This window comes from uncultured Devosia sp. (assembly GCF_964244875.1).
GTDB lineage: Bacteria > Pseudomonadota > Alphaproteobacteria > Rhizobiales > Devosiaceae > Devosia.
Window position 1 is genome coordinate 212,384 of the sequence record NZ_CAXTKA010000003.1, and the last position, 26,311, is coordinate 238,694.

General features: G+C 60.4%; 23 protein-coding genes and 3 tRNA genes. 8 read left to right on the forward strand and 18 right to left on the reverse strand.

The features are described from left to right. Window positions 1–54 precede the first annotated feature (54 nt). The 3 genes from ACFE8X_RS05785 to ACFE8X_RS05795 form a co-directional block, all read right to left on the reverse strand. On the reverse strand, window positions 55–1,311 hold the full coding sequence (locus ACFE8X_RS05785) for an ABC transporter substrate-binding protein (protein WP_375450491.1): 1,257 nt from the start codon (window positions 1,309–1,311) through the stop codon (window positions 55–57). Window positions 1,312–1,568: 257 nt separating this feature from the next. Beyond that, window positions 1,569–1,642: transfer RNA gene (locus ACFE8X_RS05790), tRNA-Gly, on the reverse strand. Between the two features lie 82 nt (window positions 1,643–1,724). Then, a tRNA-Tyr gene (locus ACFE8X_RS05795) sits at window positions 1,725–1,809 on the reverse strand. 182 nt (window positions 1,810–1,991) lie between these two features. On the opposite strand from ACFE8X_RS05795, the gene rlmB reads away from it, so the two are divergent. Together rlmB and ACFE8X_RS05805 are read left to right on the forward strand one after the other, a co-directional pair. Further along, entirely contained in the window at window positions 1,992–2,744 is a 753-nt protein-coding gene (gene rlmB / locus ACFE8X_RS05800) for a 23S rRNA (guanosine(2251)-2'-O)-methyltransferase RlmB (protein ID WP_375450492.1), read from the forward strand. Further along, a complete protein-coding gene (locus ACFE8X_RS05805) occupies window positions 2,744–3,133 on the forward strand; it encodes a hypothetical protein (protein WP_375450493.1) in 390 nt (129 codons plus the stop codon). Before rlmB ends, ACFE8X_RS05805 begins: the two co-directional genes overlap by 1 nt. Before the next feature lie 8 nt (window positions 3,134–3,141). On the opposite strand, the gene ACFE8X_RS05810 is transcribed toward ACFE8X_RS05805, so the two are convergent. From ACFE8X_RS05810 to cysD, 8 genes are all read right to left on the reverse strand, one after another. Beyond that, window positions 3,142–3,603 (reverse strand): YaiI/YqxD family protein, encoded by a 462-nt coding sequence (locus ACFE8X_RS05810; RefSeq protein WP_375450494.1) that lies wholly within the window; start codon window positions 3,601–3,603, stop codon window positions 3,142–3,144. Between the two features lie 9 nt (window positions 3,604–3,612). Continuing rightward, on the reverse strand, window positions 3,613–4,122 hold the full coding sequence (locus tag ACFE8X_RS05815; protein WP_375450495.1) for an RES family NAD+ phosphorylase: 510 nt from the start codon (window positions 4,120–4,122) through the stop codon (window positions 3,613–3,615). Next, window positions 4,119–4,616, reverse strand: a complete 498-nt coding sequence (locus tag ACFE8X_RS05820; protein ID WP_375450496.1) for an antitoxin Xre/MbcA/ParS toxin-binding domain-containing protein — start codon at window positions 4,614–4,616, stop codon at window positions 4,119–4,121. Before ACFE8X_RS05820 ends, ACFE8X_RS05815 begins: the two co-directional genes overlap by 4 nt. Window positions 4,617–4,674: 58 nt before the next feature. Further along, a complete protein-coding gene (locus tag ACFE8X_RS05825) occupies window positions 4,675–5,217 on the reverse strand; it encodes an MOSC domain-containing protein (RefSeq protein WP_375450497.1) in 543 nt (180 codons plus the stop codon). Window positions 5,218–5,220: 3 nt separating this feature from the next. Beyond that, window positions 5,221–6,348, reverse strand: coding sequence for an S-(hydroxymethyl)glutathione dehydrogenase/class III alcohol dehydrogenase (locus tag ACFE8X_RS05830; protein WP_375450498.1), 1,128 nt, complete (start codon window positions 6,346–6,348; stop codon window positions 5,221–5,223). A 63-nt stretch (window positions 6,349–6,411) separates the two neighbouring features. Beyond that, complete coding sequence (locus ACFE8X_RS05835) at window positions 6,412–7,152, reverse strand: DUF1345 domain-containing protein (RefSeq protein WP_375450499.1); 741 nt, start codon at window positions 7,150–7,152, stop codon at window positions 6,412–6,414. Window positions 7,153–7,308: 156 nt separating this feature from the next. Further along, a complete protein-coding gene (cysN, locus tag ACFE8X_RS05840) occupies window positions 7,309–9,201 on the reverse strand; it encodes a sulfate adenylyltransferase subunit CysN (protein ID WP_375450500.1) in 1,893 nt (630 codons plus the stop codon). A gap of 1 nt (window position 9,202) precedes the next feature. Next, window positions 9,203–10,111, reverse strand: coding sequence for a sulfate adenylyltransferase subunit CysD (cysD, locus tag ACFE8X_RS05845; protein ID WP_375450501.1), 909 nt, complete (start codon window positions 10,109–10,111; stop codon window positions 9,203–9,205). 348 nt (window positions 10,112–10,459) lie between these two features. Between cysD and galU the strand changes: the two genes are divergently transcribed. Both galU and ACFE8X_RS05855 read left to right on the forward strand, forming a co-directional pair. After that, window positions 10,460–11,380 (forward strand): UTP--glucose-1-phosphate uridylyltransferase GalU, encoded by a 921-nt coding sequence (gene galU, locus ACFE8X_RS05850; RefSeq protein WP_375450502.1) that lies wholly within the window; start codon window positions 10,460–10,462, stop codon window positions 11,378–11,380. A gap of 70 nt (window positions 11,381–11,450) precedes the next feature. Then, window positions 11,451–11,526, forward strand: a tRNA-Thr gene (locus tag ACFE8X_RS05855). Between the two features lie 20 nt (window positions 11,527–11,546). Here the strand turns inward: ACFE8X_RS05855 and ACFE8X_RS05860 are convergent. From ACFE8X_RS05860 to ACFE8X_RS05870, 3 genes are all read right to left on the reverse strand, one after another. Continuing rightward, the gene (locus tag ACFE8X_RS05860; RefSeq protein ID WP_375450503.1) at window positions 11,547–12,578 is read right to left on the reverse strand and encodes an NAD-dependent epimerase/dehydratase family protein; all 1,032 of its coding nucleotides are present in this window, start codon (window positions 12,576–12,578) and stop codon (window positions 11,547–11,549) included. A gap of 294 nt (window positions 12,579–12,872) precedes the next feature. Next, window positions 12,873–15,143, reverse strand: a complete 2,271-nt coding sequence (locus tag ACFE8X_RS05865; protein WP_375450504.1) for a tetratricopeptide repeat protein — start codon at window positions 15,141–15,143, stop codon at window positions 12,873–12,875. Between the two features lie 893 nt (window positions 15,144–16,036). After that, window positions 16,037–17,287: a hypothetical protein gene (locus tag ACFE8X_RS05870; RefSeq protein WP_375450505.1), complete on the reverse strand. Its 1,251-nt coding sequence runs from the start codon at window positions 17,285–17,287 to the stop codon at window positions 16,037–16,039. 318 nt (window positions 17,288–17,605) lie between these two features. Between ACFE8X_RS05870 and ACFE8X_RS05875 the strand changes: the two genes are divergently transcribed. Next, window positions 17,606–17,974, forward strand: coding sequence for a hypothetical protein (locus ACFE8X_RS05875; RefSeq protein ID WP_375450506.1), 369 nt, complete (start codon window positions 17,606–17,608; stop codon window positions 17,972–17,974). 38 nt (window positions 17,975–18,012) lie between these two features. Here the strand turns inward: ACFE8X_RS05875 and ACFE8X_RS05880 are convergent, their stop codons facing one another. Together ACFE8X_RS05880 and ACFE8X_RS05885 are read right to left on the reverse strand one after the other, a co-directional pair. Continuing rightward, a complete protein-coding gene (locus ACFE8X_RS05880) occupies window positions 18,013–18,171 on the reverse strand; it encodes a hypothetical protein (protein WP_375450507.1) in 159 nt (52 codons plus the stop codon). Window positions 18,172–18,847: 676 nt separating this feature from the next. Continuing rightward, window positions 18,848–18,994 (reverse strand): hypothetical protein, encoded by a 147-nt coding sequence (locus tag ACFE8X_RS05885; RefSeq protein ID WP_375450508.1) that lies wholly within the window; start codon window positions 18,992–18,994, stop codon window positions 18,848–18,850. 1,037 nt (window positions 18,995–20,031) lie between these two features. Between ACFE8X_RS05885 and ACFE8X_RS05890 the strand changes: the two genes are divergently transcribed. Then, complete coding sequence (locus tag ACFE8X_RS05890) at window positions 20,032–20,958, forward strand: crotonase/enoyl-CoA hydratase family protein (RefSeq protein WP_375450509.1); 927 nt, start codon at window positions 20,032–20,034, stop codon at window positions 20,956–20,958. A gap of 3 nt (window positions 20,959–20,961) precedes the next feature. Here the strand turns inward: ACFE8X_RS05890 and ACFE8X_RS05895 are convergent, their stop codons facing one another. Next, window positions 20,962–23,292: a putative bifunctional diguanylate cyclase/phosphodiesterase gene (locus ACFE8X_RS05895; protein WP_375450510.1), complete on the reverse strand. Its 2,331-nt coding sequence runs from the start codon at window positions 23,290–23,292 to the stop codon at window positions 20,962–20,964. A gap of 396 nt (window positions 23,293–23,688) precedes the next feature. On the opposite strand from ACFE8X_RS05895, the gene ACFE8X_RS05900 reads away from it, so the two are divergent. After that, complete coding sequence (locus ACFE8X_RS05900) at window positions 23,689–23,952, forward strand: hypothetical protein (protein ID WP_375450511.1); 264 nt, start codon at window positions 23,689–23,691, stop codon at window positions 23,950–23,952. Continuing rightward, window positions 23,949–25,238, forward strand: coding sequence for a polysaccharide deacetylase family protein (locus ACFE8X_RS05905; RefSeq protein WP_375450512.1), 1,290 nt, complete (start codon window positions 23,949–23,951; stop codon window positions 25,236–25,238). Before ACFE8X_RS05900 ends, ACFE8X_RS05905 begins: the two co-directional genes overlap by 4 nt. Window positions 25,239–25,270: 32 nt before the next feature. On the opposite strand, the gene ACFE8X_RS05910 is transcribed toward ACFE8X_RS05905, so the two are convergent. Further along, window positions 25,271–26,104 (reverse strand): hypothetical protein, encoded by an 834-nt coding sequence (locus ACFE8X_RS05910; protein ID WP_375450513.1) that lies wholly within the window; start codon window positions 26,102–26,104, stop codon window positions 25,271–25,273. Window positions 26,105–26,311: the final 207 nt, after the last annotated feature.

A 26,311-nucleotide genomic window follows, 5' to 3' on the forward strand; every position in this document is an offset into this window, starting at 1 on the left:
CCGGCCAGGTTGTGACGGCGGGCCTGTGCGGCCCGCCGTCCGTCATGAGGGCTATTACTTGGTGCGGGCTTCTTCGGCACGAGTCTGGGTGGCGAAGTCCTTCATCGTGGTCTCGACGTCACCCTGGCCCAGGGCCATGGCTTCCCACATCTTGTTTTCGGTGGTGCGCATCCACGTCACGACCGGAGTGCGGGCACGGCCATGGGCGAAAGGCAGCGAGTTGATCGCCACGTCGATGCCGGGCTGGGTGGCGAGCGCTTCAGCGGCAATGGGCTGCTCGACCGTGTGCTTGTTGATCGGCAGATAGCCGGTGGCTGCGAACCAGATCGCGTTGGCTTCCGGCGAGGCGGCATAGCTGATGAACTTGTAGGCGGCGTCCTGCACGTCCTTGGGCGAGGTGGCGAGGATGCCCACACCCGCGCCACCGATCGGAACCGAGCAGGTCTCGGTGCAGGGCATGGGCAGCACGCCGAGATTATCGCCCAGCGCCTTCCGCGAGCCGACATAATTGCCGGTCGAGTTGAACATGATGCCGACCTTGCCGGCGAGGAATGCGTCACGGCCGGCGTCTTCGTCGGTCACGCCATCGGCCGAGGCAACCTTGTGGTCGGACACGAGCGAGGCCATCCACTGATAGGCTTCGATGGTCTTGGGAGCGTCCAAGAGGATTTCACCGCTGATCGGATCGACCAGTTCGCTGCCATTGGCCATGACCAGGCCCCAACGGGCGAACTGGCCCGGCGCGGCAATACCGGTAATGCCTTCAGAGCCGAGCTTTTCGGTAATGGTTTCGGCAGCGGTTAGGATTTCGTCGAAGCTCTTGAGCGACGGCTCGCCAGTGATGCCGGCGCGGGCGAAGACGTCCTTGTTGTAGTAGAGGACGGGGGTCGAGGAATTGAACGGGACGACAAAGGTCTTGTCGCCGATCACGCCAAGCTGGCGCGCATAGTCGTACAGGTCGTTCTTGAGCGGATCCGCGTCGAAATAAGGCGTCAGGTCGGCCAGCACGCCACCATCGGCGAACAGGCCGTAGCGCGTGACCTCAAGGATGACGGCGTCGGGGGCGCGGTTGGCCGGGATGGCAGCCTGCAGCTTGGCAACGATGTCATTGTAGTCGCCGACGAATTCGCCTTCAACATCGATGTCGGGATTAGCGGCCTCGAAATTGGCAATGATCTTGTCCAGCGCTTCACCGGATGCGTTGTTGAAGCTGTGCCAGAACTTGACGGTGGTCTCGGCCTGGGCCGTGGCAACGGAGGCGACCAGCGCCATCAGGCCGGCGGCGATCGTGGTGTGCAATTTGCGTGTCATGATTTCTTCCTTGCAATAAAAATTGCATTGCGACGCGCCGTCTTTAGGCCGGTGCAAAAACGATTTGTTAAAGATTGCGCGAACTTTTGATGACGCAGGTGCCCGTCAAGCGACTGGGTCGAGAAACAGCTCGTCAGGAGCACCCCGTCGCCGGCAATGCCGACGCTCGCTCGAAATATTGCAACCTTTTAGCCAACTCTGACGGAAGAATGAACATTACCAATGAGTTGTCACGTTACGGCAGGAGTTGGGATTAATGGAGCGGGTAGCGGGAATCGAACCCGCATATTCAGCTTGGAAGGCTGCTGCTCTACCACTGAGCTATACCCGCCCGGGACCCGCAGGACCGTGACGATTGATGCTAGTTTCAACGCCGATCCAAGGCAATGCCGGGATGGCCGAAATCAGCGAAATGGTGGAGGGGACTGGATTCGAACCAGTGTACGCTAAGCGAGCAGATTTACAGTCTGCCGGATTTAACCACTCTCCCACCCCTCCACTGACAACGTCGCACGAGCGGGAAACCGAAGCGCTTGGGCACTTCGTCGGGCGGTTTATGGTGATCTGTGACAGGAGTGTCAACTGCTGTTCCCGATTGCCGGCAAGAAATCCGGCATGCCGGTCGCTATGCCCGCCACAGGCGGCTTGCTGGCATCCGCCAAAGGCGCTACCCCTGCCCCATGAGCTTCAACAAATTTCCCGCCAAGCCACGCTACGACCCCGATGACGGGCCGGTTTATCTGTATGGACTGCATACCGTGCGTGCCGCTCTGGACAATCCCAACCGCACCAAAAAAGTCCTGCTGGTCACGCCGAACGCGTTGAACAGGCTCAGGGAAACCGGCGAGATCGGCAAGGTTGCCGTCAAGGAAACCACGCCCAAAGAGCTCGATCGCCTGCTGGGCGAGGACGCGGTGCACCAAGGCGCGGCACTTGAGGTCGATCCGGTCAGCCGGTTCGGGCTCAACGATATTGATCCCTTGCGCCTGGTGGTGGTGCTCGACCAGATTACCGACCCGCACAATGTCGGCGCCATTCTGCGCACCGCCTGCGCTTTTGGCGCCGATGCGGTGATCACCACGGCCCGCCATTCGCCGCGAGAAACCGGCGTCATGGCCAAATCCGCTTCCGGCGCGCTCGATCTGGTGCCGATGATCGAGGTGCGCAATCTCGGCGACGCGCTGGAAATCCTCAAGAAACGCGGCATGCAGGTGCTGGGCTTTGATTCGGAAAGCGAACACCGGCTCATGCCCCGCAGTGGCGACGTGCCGCTCGCCATCGTCATGGGCGCCGAGGGCAAGGGCCTGCGCCAACGGACGCGCGAACTCTGCGACGAGATGGTCAAGCTGGACATGCCGGGGCCGATCAAGTCCCTCAACGTGTCCAACGCCGCGGCGATCGCCCTGTTCGCGGCCACGGCCGGGCGAACCTGATGAGCCAGTTCGAGCCCTTTGCCATCGCCCTTCGCCTGTCCGGCGTGACACTGACCCAGCAGGAACTGGATATAAGCCTTAAACAATTGACCAACCGCTTCGAAGCGGAAGATACCGAAAACAGCTTCTATGCGCAGGTCGATATCGCAGTCAAAAACCCGGTCCGCACGGTGCTGGAACTGGCGGAGAGGTCTGGCCCGGCGATTGCCGCGATGCTGGAGGACCGTCGAGTTGGCCGGGCCGTCCTCGATATCGCTTTTGATTTTCCAGAAGACGGCGAGGCCATGTCGACCCGCCTGCCCGCCCATATGGCGGCTGCGATTGCGGCCTATGGCATCGATATCGAGGTATCGGTGTATTTGACCGATGTCGAAGACGACGAAGACTAAAGCAAACGTCAGCCGGCGCCTGACTTGGCCCGGACCACCAAGGTGTCCAGCGCGCTGAGGAATGCCGAGCGGTCGGCGGGGCGGAAGCTGGCGTTGTAGCCCTTGCTTTCGCCGGTCTCGCGCAGATGCTGGCTGAGTTCGCGCATTGCCAGCGCCATGCCGATGGAAGCCTGGGTGAACGGCTTGCCGGAAAAACCGAGCACGTGGCAGCCCTTCGCCAGAGCCCGACCGGCCAGGGGAATATCGGCGGTCAGCACGATATCGTTGGGCTGTGCCTGCTCCACGATCCAATCGTCGGCCGCGTCGGCGCCCCGGGGCACCACAACCACACGCACCATCGGGTCCCGCGACGGCCGAATGCCGCCATTGCTGACATAGCTCACCACCAGCCCATGGCGCTCGGCGACCCGCAATGCCTCGTCCTTGACCGGGCAAGCGTCGGCATCGACATAAATCTGGAGAAACGGCATTGGCTTAGGTCAAGCTGGCGGCGGGTTAAGTCTGGTATCAAGGGCAAAGCCCTCTTGTGAATGCAACCTATAGCGTCCCTTGGCCATGGAGGCCACGAACAACAAGTTCCAGCTATTGGGCGAAACGACGCTTGGAACGGCCACGAATTTGTAGGTTCGCAGCAAGGCATCGCCGAACGATTGTTGCCCGGCACTCGGCATGCCAGCGCGCAGCCAGTTCGCATTGGGCAAGCGGTCATCGTCAACAATGTGCACATCGGCCGGATCGACAATTGTGAGCGCAGTCAGGCTATGCGATATCGTGTCCATCCTCTTGAAACCACGATGCACCGCGACTTCCAGGATGCTGGTTGACGCATCGAGCGCGCAATAGACCGCCCGTACCCCGACGCTGCTCCAGCGCCCGCCGAACCTGTAGGCACCCTCCCCGCTGTCCCAGGTCGACGCAAATTGTTGCGGGTCGAGACGCCAGGCGATCAACTCCGTTCCGCCCAAAAGGGCGGGTCGCGGTGCGCTCACACATAGACCCCATATTCGATTTGACCGAGATAGACCTCGACCAATTCGGTGCCCGCCGCAGTAGCAAGCAAATCAATGGGCTTGCGGCCATTCAAGCCGATTGCCGGTTCGCTGAGCCATTCCTCGGCATGCTGCTGGCCACCAAAGACCTCGCTGGCCTTGGCCAGGATTTCCGTGAACTTCCAGGTGCGGTTGCTTTGCTCGGTGTTCAAGGCCTGGCGGGGATCGGCCTTGCGGCGCTGGACGGTGCGCACGCTCATGCCGATGGCCTTTTCAAAAGCCGCCGCATCGAGAAATTTGAGATTACGTTCCAGATAGGTCAGCGCTTCGCCCGGCAGGCCTGCCAGCAGCATTTCATGGGCGTCGAGCGGGCCGTTCAGCGCATGCTTGAGCACACGATGACCACCCAGCAACGTAGCGACGTGATTGACATCGCCAGACTCAAAAGCTGTCTGCACTACTTCGTCAAAGCCGGTTATTGCAATTTGTGCCATGGCTGCCTCCGTCAAGTGTCGTAAATTATATGACATGTGACGGAGGGTTGTGCAAGCTTTAGATTCGGTCTAGCGGGAGATGCGGTTCTGGCGGCAGGTCGACGTTGATAGAGTCGCCTTCATGCACGTCTCCCCCAACCAGCACGATGCTCATGATGCCGGCCTTGCGGACGACTTGACCTGCGTCGTTCCTGCCGACGAGTTGGGCAAGCAAACCCGGCTTGAACGCCTCGATCTGGCTGCAGGGGTTGCGCAGACCGGTGATTTCCACCACCGCCTCCGACCCCAGACGCAATAGCGTGCCGCGCGGCAGGGCTAAAAGATCGATGCCGGTTGTTGCAATATTTTCGCCAAGCGCGCCTGGGACCACTGCAAAGCCCTTGCCCTCAAGGTCATGGAACAGCTCGGACTGAATCAAGTGTACCTGCCGCAGGTTAGGCTGGCTGGGGTCAACAGCCACGCGTGAGCGATGCTTGACTGTGATGCCAGCATGCGCATCGCCTTCCACACCCAGGCCGGACAGCAGCCGGATCGAACCGGTCACCATTTTGCTGAAGCCATGACGCGGTGCCAGGCTCACCGAAAGAACGCGCGCTTGCATGGATTAATAGACCACCACGCTACGGATGCTGTCGCCCGAATGCATCATCTCGAAGCCCTTGTTGATATCCTCGAGGCGCAGCGTATGGGTAATCATCGGATCGATCTCGATCTTGCCATCCAGATACCAGTCGACGATTTTCGGCACATCGGTGCGGCCCTTGGAGCCGCCAAAAGCAGTGCCCATCCAGGTCCGTCCAGTGACGAGCTGGAACGGGCGGGTGGCAATTTCCTTGCCCGCACCGGCTACCCCGATCACGACGGACTTGCCCCAACCGCGATGGCTCGCCTCCAGTGCCTGACGCATGACCGTGGTATTGCCAGTGCAATCAAACGTGTAGTCGGCTCCCCCGATCAGATCGCCGCGGCGCTTGGTGAGATTGACCAGAAAAGGCACGACGTCGCCGTCGATCTCCGTGGGATTGACGAAGTGGGTCATGCCGAAGCGCTCGCCCCAGGCTTTCTTGTCGTTGTTGATATCGACCCCGATGATCATGTCGGCGCCCGCCAGCCGCAGGCCCTGGATGACGTTGAGACCGATACCACCCAGACCGAAAACCACCGCCGTCGCCCCGATTTCGACCTTGGCGGTGTTGATCACCGCGCCGATGCCGGTCGTGACGCCGCAGCCGATGTAGCAGACCTTGTCGAAGGCGGCCGACGCGTCGATCTTGGCTACCGCGATTTCAGGCAGCACGGTGAAATTCGAAAAGGTGGAGCACCCCATATAGTGGTGGATAGGCTTGCCCTCGAAGGAAAAGCGCGACGTGCCGTCTGGCATGAGCCCCTGCCCTTGCGTCGCGCGGATGGCGGTGCACAAATTGGTTTTGCCGGACCGGCACGAATAACATTCGCGGCATTCGGGCGTATAGAGCGGGATGACATGGTCGCCCGGCTTCAGGCTGGTGACGCCGGGCCCGACTTCCACGACCACGCCCGCACCCTCGTGACCCAGAATTGCCGGGAACAATCCTTCCGGATCGGCGCCCGACAGGGTGAAGTCATCGGTGTGGCAGATGCCCGTGGCCTTGATCTCTACCATCACCTCGCCGGCCTTGGGGCCATCGAGATCGACCTCGACGATTTCGAGTGGTTTTCCGGCCTGCAAGGCAATGGCGGCGCGCGACTTCATGGCTTGAGTTCCTGGCAAATCAGTGGCGCGAAATTGGCACGCGTCGGTGCGAGGAGCAATCGATTAGACGCCGCCCACCGCCACCGCGACGTTGACCGTAGCAGCCACGATCAGGGTGTTGAAGAAATACGAGAATGTTGAATGCAACAGCACGATCTTGCGCATCTTGTTGGAGGTGACGCGGATATCGGAAACGGCAAAAGCCGTGCCGATCACATAGGCGAAATACAGAAAGGCAATCCCGTCGGGCCGGTCGCCTTCGGGAAAATCCAGACCACCAACCGACCTGTCGGCGACGCTCCTGCTTGGATTGGCGGATGGCGATTCGTAGTATTCGTAGGCATAGTGCATCGCCGCCATGGTATGGATGGTGAACCAGCCCAGCAGCACCGAGGCCACGCTGAGCAGCACTTCCTCGAGCAGCGGCGCATCCTCTCCGTTGAGCGCCATGAACAGGGTCGCGCAGCAGACACCCACGACGCTCAGGATGACGCAGAAGATGACGCCGGTCGGCGTATCGGCCTCGTCGGCGCGTGATCGCAGGAACTCCGCGGTCAAAACCGGCAGCATCAGGCCCACGAGCAGCAGGTAGGCTATAAACATCGCGATCGCGCCGGCGACGATGGCAAACTTGGGAACCCAGAACAGCGTCAACAAGGCGACGACCGTACCGGCGACGAACGCGACGATGAAGGCGCCGTGGCGTGGCCACCGCGTTGTGGCAACTTTCAGGCCCAGAGCTTTGCGGTGGCTCCTGCTTGGCTTTTGCGCGCTTTTAACCGGCCGCTTGCGTGACGTCGCCAATTGCTGCTCCTGCTTTGCGCCACCGGACGGTATCGATTTGCCGAGGCAACGCAATGGCCGTTACGCAAACATCAAGGCACGGTCACCATGCCTTGAGAAAGCCGGTCAACCTGCGGATCGAGGATAACCGGCCGGGGCTGGACCCGACCAACCCGATCAAGGCGCGATGGTCAGCCGGGCATACAACTGCTCGGCCAATTCTTCAGGCGTATTCAGCGCGCCGTGCAGCACGATATCGGGCGCGCTGGGGGGCTCGAACGGGGAGTCGATGCCGGTGAAGTTCTTGATTTCGCCGGCCCTGGCCCGAGCATAAAGCCCTTTGGGATCACGCGCCTCACACACTTCGAGCGGCGTATCGACATAAATTTCGGTGAAGCGGATATCGCCGGAAACTTCACGCGCCAACTGCCGTTCCTTGGCGAAAGGCGAGATAAACGACACCAGCACCACCAGACCGGCATCGGCCATCAATCGGGCGACTTCAGCAACGCGGCGCACGTTTTCGACCCGCGCCGCCTCGGTAAAGCCGAGATCCTTGTTAAGGCCGTGGCGCACGTTGTCGCCGTCCAGGATATAGGCATGCCGACCTTCGGCGGTGAGACGCTTCTCGATCAGATTGGCAATGCTCGACTTGCCTGACCCTGACAGCCCGGTGAACCAGATCACCTGCGGAGTTTGACCTTTCATCGCGCCCCGCACGTCACGGTTCACGTCGAAGGACTGATATGCCAGGTTCTGCGCGCGCCGCAGCCCGAACTCGATGGTGCCGGCGCCCAGCGTGGCATTGGACAACCGGTCGATCAGGATGAAGCCGCCAGTGAGCGCGTTGGCGCCATAGGCGTCGAAAGCGATCGCCTTGTCGGTAGCGATGGTTACCGTGCCGACCTCGTTAAGGTCGAGCTTGGTGGCAGCATTATGCTCCAGCGTATTGACGTTGGTGCGAAATTTCAGATCGGTAATGGTTGCCGGAACGGTCTGCGCACCGATCTTGAGCAGGTACGAGCGGCCGGGAAACGCCGACTCCTCGCCCATCCACACCACACGTGCCTGGAACTGGTTGGAAAATTCGGGCGTCTGCCCCGAATGCGTCAACACATCCCCGCGCGAGATATCCACCTCACGATCCAGCACCAGCGTCACCGCCTGCCCGGCGACGGCATGGTCGAACTCGCCATCCATCGTGACGATGCGCGACACCACCGCGGGCTTGCGCGACGCGGCAATCAGCACCTCATCGCCGACAGCAATCCGCCCTGCAGCGACTGTGCCCGCAAACCCGCGAAAATCCAGGTTGGGCCGATTGACCCACTGCACCGGAAAGCGCATCGGCTGGGCCGACAGGTCCTGCGCAACCTCGATGGTTTCGAGATAGGGCACAAGTGCTGCGCCACCGTACCAGGGCGTGCGCGGGCTTGGGGCAAGGATATTGTCCCCGCGCAATGCCGATACTGGAACCGCCGCCAGGGTCTTGAACCCCAAGGGCTCGGCAAAAGCGCGGTATTCGGCCTCGATGCGATCGAACACCGCCTGGTCGTAGTCGACCAGGTCGATCTTGTTGATCACGAGGACGACATGCTTAACCCCGATCAGCGACAGGATGAAGCTGTGCCGCCGCGTCTGGGTCAGGACGCCCTTGCGCGCGTCGATCAGCACCAGCGCCAGTTCGGCATTGGAAGCGCCGGTTGCCATGTTGCGGGTATATTGCTCATGGCCGGGTGTGTCGGCGACAATGAACTTGCGCTTGTCGGTGGAAAAAAACCGATAGGCCACGTCGATGGTGATGCCCTGCTCGCGCTCGGCCGAGAGCCCATCGACGAGAAGGGAAAAATCGATGCCCTCGTCGCCGGTGGTGCGATTGCGGCTTTCCTTGCGCAGGCTCGCCAACTGGTCATCCAGGATCAACTGGCTGTCATACAGCAACCGGCCGATCAGCGTGGATTTGCCGTCGTCGACGCTGCCGCAGGTCAAAAACCGCAGCAGCGACTTATCGGTTTGCTGGGCAAGCCAGAGGTCGATATCGGTGTCGGGGGTGACCAGGGAAAGGCTCATCCTAGAAGTACCCTTCCTGCTTCTTTTTCTCCATAGAGCCGACCTGATCGCTGTCGATCAGCCGACCCTCCCGTTCGGACGTCCGGCTGGCCTGCATTTCCATGATGATTTCGGGCAGGCTCGCGGCGCTGGAGCGCATGGCGCCGGTCAGCGGGTAACAACCTAAAGTCCGGAACCGGACCAGTTCCTCGTGCGGCGTCTCGCCCTCCAGCAGCGGCATCCGCTCGTCATCGACCATGATCAGCGTGCCGAAGCGTTCCACGACCGGCCTGCGCTTGGCGAAATACAGCGGCACGATCGGGATTTGCTCGGAATAGACATAGGTCCAGATATCGAGCTCGGTCCAATTGCTCAGCGGAAACACCCGCATGCTCTCGCCGGGATTGAGCCGCGTGTTGAATACGCGCCATAGCTCGGGCCGCTGGTTCTTGGGGTCCCAGGCATGCTGGCTGTTGCGATGGGAAAAGATGCGCTCCTTGGCGCGCGACTTTTCCTCGTCACGCCGGGCTCCCCCGATTGCCGCATCGTATTGCCCGGCATTGAGCGCCTGGCGCAGGGCGGCCGTCTTCATGATATCGGTGTAGCGCGAGGAGCCATGATCGAACGGGTTGATATTGTCCCGCACCCCCTCCGCATTGGTATGGCTGATCAGGTCGAACCCGTATTCCTGCGCCATCCGATCGCGAAACGCGATCATCTCCTTGAATTTCCAAGTTGTATTGACATGCAGCAGCGGGAACGGAATGCGCGAGGGAAAGAAGGCCTTGCGCGCCAGATGCAGCAGGACGCTGGAATCCTTGCCGATCGAATACATCATCACCGGCCGCTCGAAACTGGCAGCCACCTCACGCAGGATCTCGATGCTCTCGGCTTCCAGCGCGCGCAGATGGGTCATTTTTTCGAGCGTCACCGAATTCTCCGAGCGATACCGTGCCCGCCGTCGCGGGCCGTTTCAGCCGTGGTGGTAATGCGCCAAGGGCCTGGGCGGCAAGGCGAAACTGTGTTGCCGAGGGCCTCGGACGGGCCCGCCGGAATAATGCACCATGGGCGTGTGCGGGCGTGGCCGAATTATCCACGCTCCGCCGTTGCGCAGACGCCGGGCAATGCCGTCCCGGCACAGGTTAGAAAAAAAGTTTCCGCCGCCGACGGCCCGTCATGCCGCCACGATTGGACGGCATTAACTGACCCGGACAAAAACTTGCTCGCCACGGGCAAACCATGACAAGTATGCCGTGCAAACCTCTGAGGGAGAAGGCGAGTGGCCAAGCGGGTTCGGACGGCGGTATTTCCAGTAGCGGGCTTGGGCACGCGATTTTTGCCGGCGACCAAGGCTTTGCCCAAGGAGATGTTGACGGTGGTCGATCGGCCATTGATCCAGTATGCCGTCGATGAGGCGCGCGAGGCCGGCATCGAGCACTTCGTGTTCGTCACCGGCCGCAACAAGGGCGTCATCGAGGATCATTTCGATCGCCAGTTCGAGCTGGAAACCACCCTCGAGATGCGCGGCAAGACCCAGGCGCTCGATGCCTTGCGCCATGACCTGCCCTCGGCGGGTCGTACGTCGTTCACCCGCCAGCAGGAACCGCTGGGCCTGGGCCATGCGGTCTGGTGCGCCCGCGACATCGTGGGCGACCAGCCCTTTGCGCTGCTGCTGCCCGACATGCTGTTCAAGGGCGTGCCCGGCGTGCTCAAGCAGATGATGGAAGCCTATGAGGAAACCGGCGGCAATGTCATCGCCGTCGAGGAAGTGCCGCCCTCCGAAGTCTCCTCCTATGGCATTATCGCCCGCGGCGAGGGCCCCGATACCGGCTTTGCCATTACCGACATGGTGGAAAAGCCCAGGCGCGAGGATGCGCCCTCCAACCTGATGATTTCGGGGCGCTACATCCTGCAGCCGGAAATCTTTGCCCTGCTGGCCGACCAGCCCAAGGGCGCCGGCGGGGAAATCCAGATCACCGACGCCATGCAGACCCTGATGCGCTCGCAGCCCTTCAGCGGGGTCAAATACCAGGGCACCTCGTTCGATTGCGGCTCCAAGATCGGCTTTCTCACCGCCAACGTCGCCTATGCCCTGGACCGCGACGATATCCGCGAAGGGTTCCTGGCCGCGATGAACAAGCTCAATTTTGGCCAGCAGTTCGATCAGCCGTCGCGCAGCAACCGCACGGCGGCCGAATAGCTACCCAAAGCTCTCCCGCTTACCGACGGGCGTTGCAACCGCCCGCCACCAATGCTAATGCCGCACCGTCGCCGGTATAGCTCAGTTGGTAGAGCACCTGATTTGTAATCAGGGGGTCGCGGGTTCGAACCCTGCTGCCGGCACCATTGCTGCGCGCAGCCGGGCGTCAGACCGCCACGGCATCCTGGCCGCCGACGATCCCGACATAGTCGCGGCGATACCAGTCCACGAACGCTGCTACGCCGTCTTCCAGATTGGTTTCGGGAACGAAGCCGATGATCGCGCGCAACAGCGTGGGGTCCGCCATGGTTTGTGCGACGTCGCCCTGCTGCATCGGCAACAGGGTTTTGCGAGCCGGTTTGCCCAGCGATTTTTCGACGATGTCCACGAAGTCCAGCAGACCCACCGGTTTGCCCCCGGCAATGTTGACAGTGCGCCAGGGCGCTACGGCGGACAGGGAATCGGTAGCATCGATGCGCTGGCCGCGCACCGGCGGCTGGTCGATCAGCCGGACGATCGCGGCGACCAGATCGTCGACATAGGTGAAGTCCCGCCGCATCTTGCCTTCGCCATAGATATCGATCGGCGCGCCGCGCTCGATGGCGTCGACGAATTTGAACAAGGCCATGTCCGGACGGCCCCAGGGACCATAGACCGTAAAAAACCGGAAGCAGGTGGTGGGGATGTTCCACAGATGGGCATAGGAATGCGTCATCGCCTCGCCGCCCTTCTTGGTCGCGGCATAGAGCGAAACCGGCCCATCGGCGCGATCCACTTCCGCAAACGGCATCTTTTCGTTGCCGCCATAAACCGAGCTGGTCGAGGCAAACATGAAATGGCGTGGCGGATGCGCCCGCAAGCCCTCCAGCAAATTGGCGGTGCCGACGAGATTGGAGCTGATATAGCTTTCCGGATGATCGATGCTGTATCGAACGCCGGCCTGTGCCCCAAGATGGACGACGATGTCGGCGCAGGCTTCCGAAATCGCGTTCAGGAGGCGCGGCTTGTCCTCCAGCATGGCCTCGACCATGTGAAAACCGGGAAATTCGGCGAGACGGTGCAGGCGCGCGCGCTTGAGGCGCACGTCATAGTACGGCGTCACACCATCATAGCCGATCACCTCATGACCATCGCGCAACAGACGCAAGGCCAGGTGAAACCCGATGAATCCCGCCGTCCCGGTGATAAAAAGCTTCATGGCGATATCCAGGGCTTTTGCCTGGTCGGCACACAAAGCTCGTCTCTGACGCAAAACCGCAAACAACGGCCAAACACAGCGCGGCTGACGCCAATATTCATCTAACTTCTCTTCTCACGTCGCTCTGGGTGCGATCTCATCATCGATCACATCGCCTGGTCTGCCGCAAACAGAACTTTGTTAGATCATCCACGCGCCTGCCGCTAGCCGGCCTTGCTTGAGACGCAGAATTTTATCGCTGGCGGGGACCATCTGGCCCGCGCGCTGGATTGCCTGTTGGCTGCAAACGCGGCGTTAGAGGCGTGGCAGAAACAAGGCCCGCGCTATGGCCGAGCTGGCCTGGACATCGAGCGGGCCAAGATCGCACGCCGATCGTATGCCGGCATCTTCGCAGAAGGTCTGCAGCACCTTGATGGTCTTGCCGTCCAGCGTGCCGCCGCGCTTGCCGGTGTAGAGTCCCAACTCCGCTAACTTGGTTTGCAGCACATGCACATAGACGTTCTTGCTGACACCGCGCAAGCGCATGACCGCGCTGATCGCATTGGGCGGCGTGAGCAACTCCAGGTCACCATTGACCTTGTCGAACACGGCGGGCGTGGGCGGCAGTTTGGCGGCAAGATAGATGCGCTCGAGGGCCGCTGTTTCGCGGCCCAAAACCTGTTCCTTGTCGCTGATCAGCGCGGTTGCGGCCGCTGGATTGGGCTCGACGATGGAGCCCACGCCGTCACGGTAAAAACCGATCAGAAAGCGGATGGCTGCGACATTGTCCGCGTCGATGGCAGGTTGCAGGGTCGCGACCACGTCGCCAGCTCCGGCGCCGGGCACCAGGCCGGCGATTTGCAGGCGCGCCAGTTCGAGCGCAGCGCCCGGAACGCCTTCGCCGATGGCTTTCTGTAAATCCGCGATGGCCTGCTCGCCATGGACCTCGGCGAGAGGCCCGTTCGCCACCGCCACGTTGCCGCGCACCCTGGCGGACGGATTGCCGGCCGATACCGATTGCGCGAAAGCGGCCACTGCGCGCTCGTAATCGGCGGGCAGTGGGTCGCCGGAGGAAAACACCACACCAAGTTGCTGGTAGGCAGTTGCGTCGCCTTTGGCGGCTGCATCTTCCAAAAGGGCTACCGCTCGCCCGGCGTCGGCCGGAACGCCCGGAGCCCCCCTGAGCAACAGGGCAGACAAGGCCCGCCGGGCGCTATTGTCGTCCAGGGCGATGGCTTTTTCATAAAGCGGGACTGCATTTTGCGGCTGCGGGCGCAGCCTTGCGCCATTGATCGAGCCATTGCGATAAAGGTCAGCCAGCCGCACGGCGCCGGCGGCGCTGCCGGCTTCACTGGCCTGCTGGTAGAGCGTGGCGGCTTTTGCGGCATCCGGACGGATGACTTCGCCGCGCGCCAACAGATCGCCGGCGAGAACCCAGGCCGCCGCATCGCCATCGGCGCCCAGACGTTCGAGCGTAGCGATGGCGCCAGCCACGTCGCTCGGGGTTCCCTGCCCGCGCGCCAGCATTTCGGCGGCCAGCCGCTTGCTCGACGCATCGCCCGCCGCACTATAGAGTGCGAACGCCTTGGCAAAGTCTCGATCGACCCCAGGTGCACCATTATAGTTGAGTTGGGCGAGCCTGGCGGCGGCCTGGGCATTGTCGGCATCGACGCCGCGTTGATAATAGTCGGCGGCGCGGGCAGCGTCGATCGCCACGCCGATGCCGCGCGCATAGTAATCCCCGATCGTAACGAAAGCGCTGCTGTCATTGGGCGCAAGCGTTTCCAGCATGGCGATGCCACCAGCAGCATCGGCAGGACCGCCTTCGCCCTTGACCCGCATATCGGCAAATTTCTTTTGCGCATTGCCGTCGCCGATCCGCGCGGCCTCGCCATAAAGGGCGAGCGCCGTTTCCGGATCGGCCGGCATGGTTTTGCCGGCGCGATAAAGATCGCCCAAACCGTTGATAGCGCTGGTATTGGCAATAGCGATCCCCAAGCCATACAGCGCGACCGCCCGTTCTGCATCCGGCTCTATCCAGGTGCCTTGTGCGTAAAGCCCGGCCAGTTGCGTCGCGGCCGACACATCGCCACTGGCAATCGCCTCCTCGAGCAACATTACGGCACGAGCGGTATCGGCAGCAATGCCGTTGCCAGCGATCAGAAGGCTGGCAAGACCGCGCCTGGCGCCATTGTCGCCTTGCAGTAGAGCCTGCTCGTAGAAACCCGCGGCGGCGGTGGGATCGGCCGGTACACCGAACTGCCCGGACCGCAGGATATCTGCCCGACGGGTCAAGGCCTCGGCGATACCGGCATCGGCAGCCGCGAAGAGTCGCGTCAAGCCTTCGGCTTTTTCCGCGTCGGTGCGGCTATTGCCCAAAAGATAGCGGGACAGAATCATCGCTGCACCGCTGTCGCCGTCATCGGCGCGTTGCCGCACGTTTTGCAGCGCCGCAAGGCCGATAGCGCCAAAATCGTCGCCAGCCAGGGCAGCGAAACCAAATTGTGCGGCGCCACCTTGCGCGAACGCAGGAACGCCTGAAAGCAGCCCGATGACGAGCCCGAGAACCGTTATTGATCGCCGCATTGTGGACCTCCGTCGGTGCTCGATAGTCGCTGACAACACCTGCTTCGTCAATTTGACAGCGGCTCGGACGGATCAAGGATGCGTGCGCGCTGGGGCCGGAGCAAGGCACCAGCGAGCCTTGCCGAGCCGACGAGATCAAGCGAAAACGCCCTGCAACAGACCTGTCCATCAAGCGTCTGATGATGTTAAATACCATTCCCGTTCAGCCAATTAGCTGCCAAGATTGGCTATCGAAGCGTTTGAACAAACTCAACTCTGCTGCGGCTCCACTACCATTTTCGCAGCACTGATTTTACCGCCTGCGCCGCTTGAGCATCGTTCAAGTTGTCGACGTTAAGGTAAACACGCGGTAAAGCTGGCATCGAGAGGCGCGACGCGCCACAAAGATTGGGAGCCCGAGCTTCTCGGGAACGCCCAATGTCGAGGGAGCGACGCTTCCGCCGCAACGGTGTTGCTCCCTCGGTCTTTCTACTGCTGACCCGGAAGCAACTCCACAACACGATCAAGCGAATGCGCTGCTGCTGGTTCAGCGCACGCCCTAGCCGGCTTGACCGGTTCAACACCACCCAAACACCGAAGGCTATCCAATGGTGTTGGATAGCCTTCTGTGACGAGAGGTGCGGCGGACACTCGACACAGCATAGACGGAATCGCCGACTTTTCGTTCCGCCGATCTGAAAAATTGCTTGGCGTCAACGAGTTGAGTGCCCATAGCGGTCCTTGGCCGTCACTGCCCCGGAATTGTCTTAATCTGCACTAAAATATTAACGACGATTTACCCATCTTTGCCGCTCGGAAATGGCGGCATCTTTGTACCCCTGCGGCAGGCCATGGCCCATGCAGGCGGTGTGGAAGGGGCAGCGCCGTGCGGCGGCGATGCTGCCCCCTTCACCCTATTTCATCGTCAATGCCGGAAAATAATTTGCCGCCCCAGGGGCCAGCATCGTCGCGATGTCCGCCAAACGCGCACTCTTGATATCGCGCTGGCAGGCAGAAATCGCGCTGGGCAAACCTTCCAAGGTGAAGACGACTGTGTCACCGGTTTCAAAACGGATGGCAAGATGTTCGGCAATCAGATCTTTGAGGGGGCAATCCTGATCCATGCCAGGGCTTTGGACGGTGGCAACCTCGTTGACAAGCCAATCGATCAGCTCGGCTGGTGCGCCTCCGCGCTCACCAGTACGCCATCCCTTGAATATCTTCGACAATGCCAGGGGCGCACCGGCGACCACGTCATAATTATGGCTGGTGGAATAATGTTGAGGGCCAGGCCCGCCACAGAACGAACTTCCTGCCGCGACCCAACTCATTACGGTTGGCGACAGATAGGTAACGCGCAACTGGGCTTCATCGTACCAGCCGAGGGAGTCTGCGGGCGCTGGTCCCATAGCATCGTTCCAGCCAAAGCCCGCATAGCCCGCCGACAGACATTGGAATGCTGCAGCATTCAGACGCGCGTGCTCGCTGGCCAGCGCCCGATTGATCGGCGCTGTATCGCTGCCATCAGGCAGCGCCACGACGCGCGGGAAAGCGAATTTCGTTCGGGGATCCACGACATATTGGAAACTGGCTCCGGCAACGGTTTGCACGGGCCCCGTGTCCAGCGCCACGTCCATCTTGAGCATGTCATAGGGCAACGCCTCGGAGGTAAAGCTCAGCGAGCGATCATCAGCCGCCATCAGCGCAGTATTTCTCAAGGTGTCGGGCGTGACGGTGGCCGCAACCGGCAAGGCGCGTTGGGCGACGCGCTCAAGCTCGATGGCCAAACGGCCCGCCGACTTGCCTGCCGGCTTTCGACCGCCTGAAATGTGCTGTCCGTCCGCCGACCGCGTCAGTAGCCAGGTTGCGGCGAGCGGCGGCCTGGCTTGGGCATCGTCGTCGTCCGCTGCCGTGGCGCAAGCCCCCGGCAGGCAAGGCGCCTCCTCGGACAGGGACCAGAAATTCCCATCGGCGCGCCGTGCCTGCAACGGCACGTCGCCTCCATAGCTGCGATAGAAAAACCGGCCGACGACGGCACCATCCTGCGGTTCGGTTATTTCAGCGACAATCGGTACGCCGCCGAGCACGCCTTCATAGGTCACCGCAGCAGCGAACACCTGAGACGTAGACAGCAAAATGGCGAAAATGGGCAGGGCAAGGCGCATGGTCAACACTTTCGGCTCGCCCGCCCATGTCTAACAGATTGCCATGGCCGCGACAGCTTTTATGTGGTGGCTCGGCAGCCAGACATCTGGCGACCGACCCGCTGCGAAACAGGCGTAGAGATCACCCTGCCCTCAGCTGCCCCTAGGACCTATTCGCTGATCGGCAGCGGCGACCACCGGCCATCAGACTGGCACCGGGCGCCCGTTCCAACCTCGCTGCCGCTTTCGGCGGCGCCAACGCTGTAGAATTGACCTTCAAAGAAGCAACCGCCGGAGCGATCCTCTGTCGGCTCCCACTGATAAGCAGGCGAGCATTTCATGATGGCATTGCCGGCGCGGACCGTGGCGCCAGGCGAAAAGCCCATGCCGCCCACGAGGCAACTTGAAGCGCCGCTGGCGCCAGGTATAGTCTGGGCTGCAGCAGGCATTGCCCACAATGCCGCCAAGCCGATCATCATCAATTTTCCGAGTGCCATGACGTTCTCCATGAGCGATGGTGCAGTGTTCGCTTCTTACCGCCGTGGCCTTGCGGAATACACGTTTTACACGCGGTTTATTAAACCACAACAATTGCCCGGGCAACTCGTAAAACATCTTCTGTTAACCAAGACATACTGCTGTCATCGCAGCAGAACGTCGCATCATCGTACGGCCAAGGCCGCCAAGGTTCGATCATCACTGCGGTGATCTTGCCGGCGCTATGCCGTGTGTCGGCCGGTGCTCGATCAGCTGAATTGCGCCCAGATGATCCAGCCGATGGCAATCACCAAAAGCCAGGCCAAGACCGCCAGCACGACGATGATCGGCGCCCTGCGTTGGCGCAGCCAATCGATTGCCTCTTCTGGATATCCCAGGTCTCGCAGGATTTGGAACACGCGATGCATCGGCGATCACTGCGGGATTTCCGCTAAGGGCGTCTTGCCAAAATCCAGAGAATGCAAGCTTCCACCGTTTCTACCAACGGGTCCGGCGAGCTTTTGCTGCAAAAGTATTTTGAGCCCGACACAGCGGCTTTGCCGCCAGCCGTTTGGACGATCAACAGTGAAGACTGACCAATAAGCCCGGCCGAAAAGGCGTTCACCATTTCTTCTTTGTAATAACAGGCACCGTTTGGCGTGGCGCCGGCTAGGGCTTAATGTGGGGTGGGCCCGAAGATACGAAGATTGCCACGCAATCTGAGCAGCACGCCCCGCCGCCAGCGTGACGCTGCTCCCCCACCCCTGCCGCTAGCCGGCACCCAGAATCTGCGCCCCCATGGCTAATATCAGGTTAACCAGCGGGCCTCTCTCCTCGCGCAATGCAAAAATCTGCGGATCACCGCCAAAACTGCAAAGCTGCAACATAGCCAAGAAAAAACGCCTGCTCGGCAAACTTTTAGTAAAATATGACTGTATTTTTTCTTGGCCGCGACTCATAGAGGACGCGTGGGCCTTCGGTTTTCCGTAGGGATCGACATGAGTCGAAGGGGCAGCGTCTCCGCCGCACGGTGCTGCCCCTCCACAGCTCACCAAGGCAATTTCCGGCCAGTACGAGCAAGCTTGCTGACACCCTGCCTGAGCGTTACCAGATGAGCTGCATCAGCCCAAAAACCAGTGTCCAGGACAGCAGCGCCAAAATGAGGATTACCACAATCCGGCGCGCAAATAGCCACTGGATCGCCTGCTCCAGGTAGGCGATCTGCCGGATAATAAAATACAGGCGGTCCAAGCTTGTTCTCTCGTCTCTGCAATGTCGGCGTCACGTTCGCGCCCGCTAGCAGCATGCTTGAAAAAAGTGGACCGAAACGGATCGAAGAAATCACTCTCGCATCGGCAGAATTGCTCCGCCAAGGATGACCTTCGCATAAGTCTGGTTGTGGCGCGAGAGGACGTACGGTTTCATGGCATGCCGGACTGGCGCCAATCGAGCCAGCTTTGGCCATGCGCGGCTTAGGACGTCAGGTGCTTACCCGCCGACTGCCCGAATGAAAATTTGGAAACCAAGCCCAAAGGCGGCCACGACGCCCCAGCTTCCCAGCCCAAGAGCCGCTATGGCCTGACCCCGCGCCGGAACGCGATGCGCTTGTATGAATGGTCGATCGTCCAACACCATTTTATTGCCCTCCGCAAACAAGGTTAACGAAGATTAAGACCATTTTGGGTCAGGGGCATATTTCGCGCTGAGGTCGCCGCGACCTCAACGCATCAGCGCGACTATTCCGACGACAGGGTCATGATATTTAGAAACTATCTTGGGCACAGCCCGTAACTGCGCCACGATGGGACCACCGCCGCAACGGCCCATCAGCAGACCGTTCCGCCTTGGCGGGCGGTCTGCACTAGCGGCTTGCCTAGCCCAGCACGCTGGTTGCTACGGTTTGCACACCGCTCGCAGCGATAGAAACCGCCGCCCAACTCGCTAATGCCAATCCAAGCACGATCCACCCTCGCGGGATCGGCAATGGTTTGTTCGATGCGGCGCCCAGCTTTGCCATATCCCGATCATCGCCGAATACTCTTAGCAATTGGTTCAACAAAAGCGTGCACCGCCTTTACTGGCCGCGCGTGCCGGGCCGCGCGACACCGCATCTCTCGTGCACGCGTTTACCAATCGGCTGACATGGTTAATGCTTCTAAATAATTGTTTAATTTATGAGATTTGTCCCTATGCGATTTTTGCAGCCGTTCTTATCATCGTTAAAATTTGATTAACAAAGGGTTTTGAAGTTTATTGAATGCAGCCGCTCAGATGTCAGGAGTATGCGGATGCTTCTTCAACCTCAGGTCCCCGGATCATCCACCAGCTACGCATCGCAAATCGAGGTACCGGGCCTGGACCTGAGAACCGGTCGCTCCGCGGGTCGGCTTTGGCCCGAATTGGCGCAGCTGGAGTGCGCCCATGACATCTCCCACGCCACGCTGTGGAGCTTCATGAACTTTGCCGGTCGCCCGTCTTACAACCCTGCCCTGCTCGTCGAATTTCATCGCTGGCAGCGCAATATTGCCCGCCTGAAACACGAGACCGGCAATGCGCTGAAATACGTCGTGCTCGGCTCGCGCTATCCCGCCGTGTTCTGCTTCGGCGGCGATCTCGTGCATTTCCTCGACTGCATCACCCACGGCGACCGGCAGGCTTTGGTCGATTATGGGCTGTCTTGCGTCCAAATTCTTCATAACAACTGGAAAGCGCTCGGTTGCGACATCACCACGATCGGGCTGGCGCAGGGCGATGCGCTGGGCGGTGGATTTGAATCCCTGCTATCGTTCGATGTGGTCTGCGCAGAAAAAGGCACGAAGTTCGGCTTTCCAGAACAATTGTTCGGCCTTTTCCCCGGCATGGGAGCGCTGTCGTTTTTGGGGCGCAAGCTTGGTTTCGCCAAGGCCGAATGGTTCGTGCGGACCGGCAAGACGGTAACGGCCGAAGAGCTTTACGAGCTCGGACTGGTCCATATCCTGGCTGAGCCCGGCAAGGGCATCGAGGCCGTGCAGCAGTATATCCACAAAAACAGCCCGCGCCACGGCGCGCAGCTGCAGATGCACCGCGCGGCCAAGCGCGCCAACCCCATACCTTTCGAGGAGCTCAGCGATATTGTAGGGCTGTGGGCGGACGCCTGCATGCAACTGGAACATCACCACTTGCAGGTCATGCGCCGCCTGGTCGGCGCCCAGTCCAAGCTGGGCAAGGTGGCTTAGGTGTCAAGCTGCCAGAAGTCGACGAAAGGCCGCCGGCGAATATTCGCGCACCATGGCCGCGAGCGCGGTCCCCGATTGTGGCCGGCCAAGCAGATAGCCTTGCACATGGCTGCACCCGGCTGAAACCAGGAACTGCAGCTGATCCTCGGACTCAACGCATTCCGCCACGACCGACATGCCCAGGATTCTGCCGATCGTGCTCACCGCACGGATCACCGCCACCGAACTCGGATCACGCCCCAAATCGCGCACAAACGACCCGTCGATCTTGATCTTGGTGAACGGGAACTTGCGCAATTGGCTGAGTGAAGAATAGCCGGTGCCGAAGTCGTCGAGCGAGACGCCGATGCCCATAGCCCGGAACTTGTCGATCATGTTGCGAGTCTCGAACGACTCATCGAGCAGGGCGGTTTCGGTGATCTCAAGCTCAAGCCGCTCAGCCGGCAATCCGGTTTGTTGCAAGGTCTTGAGCAGAAATTGCGGGAAAGTCTTGTCCTGGAACTGGACCGCCGAAAAATTCACCGCCACCGATGCCGTGGTTTCCAGTTCCACGGCCATCTGGCAGGCATGCTCCAGGACCCAACGGCCGATTGCAATGACGAGGCCGGTTTCCTCGGCGACGGGGATGAATTCCGCAGGGGAAATATAGCCGCGGGTTGGGTGCCGCCAGCGAATGAGCGCCTCGAAGGATTCGATCTTGCCGCTGGCCAGCGCCACGATAGGCTGGAATGCCAGCGAAAACTGGTTCTCGGCAATGGCCGTGCGGATATCGAGTTCGAGCAGGCGCCGCTGCTGCGCGAGTACGTCGAGATTGTCTTCGAACATGACCGCAGAGTGCCGGCCCTGCGCTTTGGCCTTGTAGAGCGCCATGTCGGCGCGCTTGAGCAGCACATCGCCGGCATCCCCGTGCTCGGGCGACACGGCCATGCCGACGCTCGCGCCGATATTGATTCGGTGCCCACTGATTTCAAACGGACCGCCAATGGCTGCGATGATCGCCGCCGCCAAGGTCTCCACGGCAACCGAGTTCTGGTGCAGCGGTTGAATGATCACGAACTCGTCCCCGCCCAGGCGAGCGACATAGCCATTGCTGTTGGTGACCATCACGATACGCTTGGAGACCTCGATCAGCAACTCGTCGCCGATCGGATGTCCAAGCGTGTCGTTGACCGTCTTGAAGTTATCCAGATCGATCAGCAGCAGCGCCAGTTTGGTAGTCTTGTCACCCTCTTCGAGCGATTTCTTGATCAATTCCTTGAAGGATGCGCGGTTCATCAGCCCGGTCAACTCGTCCGTCCAGGCCAGTTGCTGGATACGCTCCTGCGCCTTTTCCTGTTCGGTCACGTCCTCGAACACGATAACGACATTGCCGTTTTGCATGATCTGACGCGATACCGCGACGGTCTTTTCATTGCCAAGCTTAACGAAGCTCTTGCGCGCCCGAGTCGAACTGACGCTTTGCCGGATCACATCCACCAGTGGGGCGGTATTCACCGTCTTGTCCTCATTCGTGTCCAGACTGCTCAGCATCTCCTCGAGCGCCATGCCTTTGGTGAAGGCCAGCTTTCCCAGCCCCAATATGCCCAAGAGCTTCTTGTTCCAGACCAGCAGGTTGCCGTTGGCATCGAACATGGTCAGCCCATGCGACATGTTGTTGAGCGCATCGTCGAACAGGTTGGCTTGCTCTTGCGAGGTTTTCGCCAACTCGGCATTCAACCTGCGGGTCTCCAGCGCGTTCACGATCGTCTGCCGGACCGAAAGCGTAATGTCCGTCATGCCGAACATGAACAAGAACAGCGCATAGCCCACGATCTGGTAGAACGTCGTCGGATGCAGGATCAGGCCCAGGCACATCGGACCCGCCGCCAGATACAATTGGGTCAAGGCGATCCACGGCCGCCCCGCATTGCGCCCGGCAATGCTGGCAGCATAGGCTGCGGTCGTCGTGGTCAGCATCAAATGCAGTGGCTCGCTGCTGACCCGCAGGATAGCCAATAGGCTGACAAGCCCCAGCAGCGCCGAAAACAGCGCAGCAAAACTGGCATAGGCGAATTCCCACCGATTGACGTTGCCGCCATCGACGCTTTTGCTTGCGTTTACATAGCGAAAGCCGACAAAAATGCGGATAAACGCCACCACCACGATGGCATCGGCAACGCTGCGAACCCACACGTCTTCAACCATGAAGCTGACGGTTACAGCGATCCAAAGTCCCGCCAGCGCGCCCGTGATCAACGAAGCGAACGGATAGAACAGTCCATTGACCAGGTTGAGGCGAACTTCCAGCGACAATGTCCGCTCAGACCGCAACATTTCGATGAAGCGCTTGAACATAGGCGCATACCTCCGACACGGAAACTAATTGCAAGTTGTGAACAAATCTTTGTTTGTTCGATCAACTTTTGTCCATGTTGTTGCAAGGCGCGCTCACCTGTGGGCCCGCGAGCCCGCCGTGGCACCGGCCTTTCAGCCGGTTTACGGGAATGGCTTGCCCCACCGCCCGCATTACATGTCGATGGCATTGCGCGAAAAGCTGCGAACGACGTTGATCGGCGCGTTCGAGAGCCATTTCCAAACGGATGCCACACCCGCAAGCGACCCCCGCCGCCTGACGGAACCGCGACGCCCGGGCGATAGTCTACGGCCCAGATTGCACGACTTTATCCACCTAGTCCCCGATCCTGGCGTCCGGGACATACTCAAGGTCCGCTCTCTTTTGAGGACCTTTCGATGCCCGACCGCTACGCCGACTACGCCTCCAGCCTGGAATCGCCAGCCGCCCACGCTTTCGCGGTTACGCCCCACGATACCAATCCCCTGCCCGAGCCGACCCGCGCACTTTATGTGGGCATTGGCGGCAGCGTGGCCGCGGTCCTGGTATCGGGCGCCGATGTCTTGTTCACCAACGTCGCCGATGGGTCTATCTTGCCGCTGCGCGTCACCCGCATCAAGGCCACCGGCACGACCGCCACGGCCATTTTGGGCCTGGCATGATGTTGGGTCTCGGCATCGCACTATCGCCGGCACTGGCGCCGTCGAGCCGATTGGCACCCTATCAGGCTCGTCCGGCCCTGCCCGCTGGAACTATTATCACGCAATGGCAATCCGGCCATGGCTGGACCAAGGGCGGCACTGGCGGTTCAGGCGGCGACGACACTGCTGTGTTTGCGGAAGGCATCCAGAGCTATCGACTGTCCACCCCCGCCAATGCCACGCCGATTTACGCTACCAAGGCGGGGCTTTCGGGCATCAACCTGACGACCCACTTCCTGCGCTACCGTTTGCGCGTCAGCGAGTGGGCCAAGCTCGGCGCCCTCTATTTGGCTATTACCGATGGTGCAGGCGTGTTTTCCCAGACGACCATAGGCTCGGGACTCACCGGGATCGCCAGCGACGGCGAGTGGGTGTATCTGCACCTCACCGGTGGCGACTTCAAGCAGCCGCAAGCATCCAATTACCTTACCGTCGATCCGAGCAACGTCACCGCGTTCCGGCTGTCGGCGCAAGGAACCGCCAGCAACGCCCCATTCGACTTGAACATTCAGCATCTGGAACTGCTGCCCTATGCGGGCCCGGGTCACGTCATCTTCGCTTTCGACGATGGCTGGAAATCGACCTATGCCAAAGCCTTGCCAATTTTGTCTGCCCGCAATTTTCCCGCGCTCGTGTACCCGATCTGCGATGCCATCTCCGCCGGCATCGGGTCCGGCAGCTATATGGGCCGCGATGAGCTCCGCAGTCTTCAGGACACCTATGGCTGGGATATCGGCTGTCATGCCGCCACCCTTGCCCATCACAACAGCGCCAATGGTCTGCTCGACTTGTCCCTGGCCGATTTTCGTCAGGAATGTATCGACATGAAGCGGTGGAACCGCCGCTATGGCTTCACCGCCGACCATTTTGCCTGGCCGCTCGGCAAGCAGGACCGCGACCGCCGCTTGATCGCGGCGCAGTATTTCTCCTCGATACGGGTCTTCAGAAACCAGTTGAACAGCTTCGAAACCGACACCTATCCATTCGCCGACCCCACCTATTTGCGGCAAATGGCGGTGACCGGAGGCTCGTCGCCATCCAGCGCAGCGGCGGTTACGGCCGCGATCGATCAAGCAATGACGGCAAAAAAGACAGCGATCCTGACGTTCCACAACATTGTCGACGGCGGCGGCTCCAACGGTATCGACTACCCGACAGCCAGTTTTCAGGCGATCGTCAACCATGTCGCCGCGCAGGGATACAAGGTCACCACGCTGACAGAGGTTTTCGCCGATGGTTTGAGCTGAGGACCAACGCCGAGACGGATCAGCCACAGTTTTCAACTGCGCCGCAAAACGCTGCGCGCCGCCATCATCAACGGATTAACCAGCCAATATCCCAGCCGATACGGTGCATCCGTTATGGCGTGTAGCAACTTGCCAAAAGCGGGATGATAAATCTTGAGCGTTTCGCGCAGATAAATGAAGTCATACAATGACGTATTGGCAAAATGAATGATCGCAGGTTTGACCAACTGCCCTTCCTTGACGAAGGAACATTTGAACGCCGGAATATCGATTTCTATCGGGCCGGTTTTATTGATCGGCGTGCGCATCGTACTGCCATGATCTTCCACGACGCCGACGCCGTTAAGCGCCATCGCAATGGCCAGAACCGGCTCGTCGGCCGCCGCCCAATGCCGACCAGGCGATGATGAAAGACCAATCTGGCTGTAGCGATCAAATTGCTGGCGGGCTTCGCGGAAAATGGCTTGGCTGACTTCAGAACGGTTAAAATACATGAGACCGCCATTGAACACCGGCAGCGGGCCAGCAATGCCGAACTGCGCACGAATGTCGGCGATACGCATGCCGTACCATAAATGGTCCCCCCGCATCCGACCACAAACGCCGAAATCCTGGCCTTCGAACAGCGGCCACATGAACTCGATCGGCCTGGTCGCAAGGCAGTCGGAGTCGATATACAGCGTCCTCTCGTAAGGTGAGTAGGAATCCAGATTGAGCTTGTGCCGCATATCCGGGCCCAGGTGAGGCTGCACATCTATAATTTGGTCGTAGTCGCCTTTAGCAAAATGTTGCCGCCCGTCAGTGACGACACTCAAATTCAGGTCTGGCGAGGTGAACCGAAGCGAGCGTCCCAGCCGCTTGGCCATTTCGTTGTAGCGCGGCTTTCCAAAAAGCAAACGTAACTATACCGGAACTGCCGGGAACCCAGGCGGGATTGTTTTCGATATTGCCGCTCTTCATATTTGCTTGCCCTGGTCCGGTCGGACATCATGATGTCCATGCTCACATCTGGCGCTTGTCGCCAGCAATAATCCAGCCGCAGCATCCCGTCATCAACTTGTATCGTGACTCCC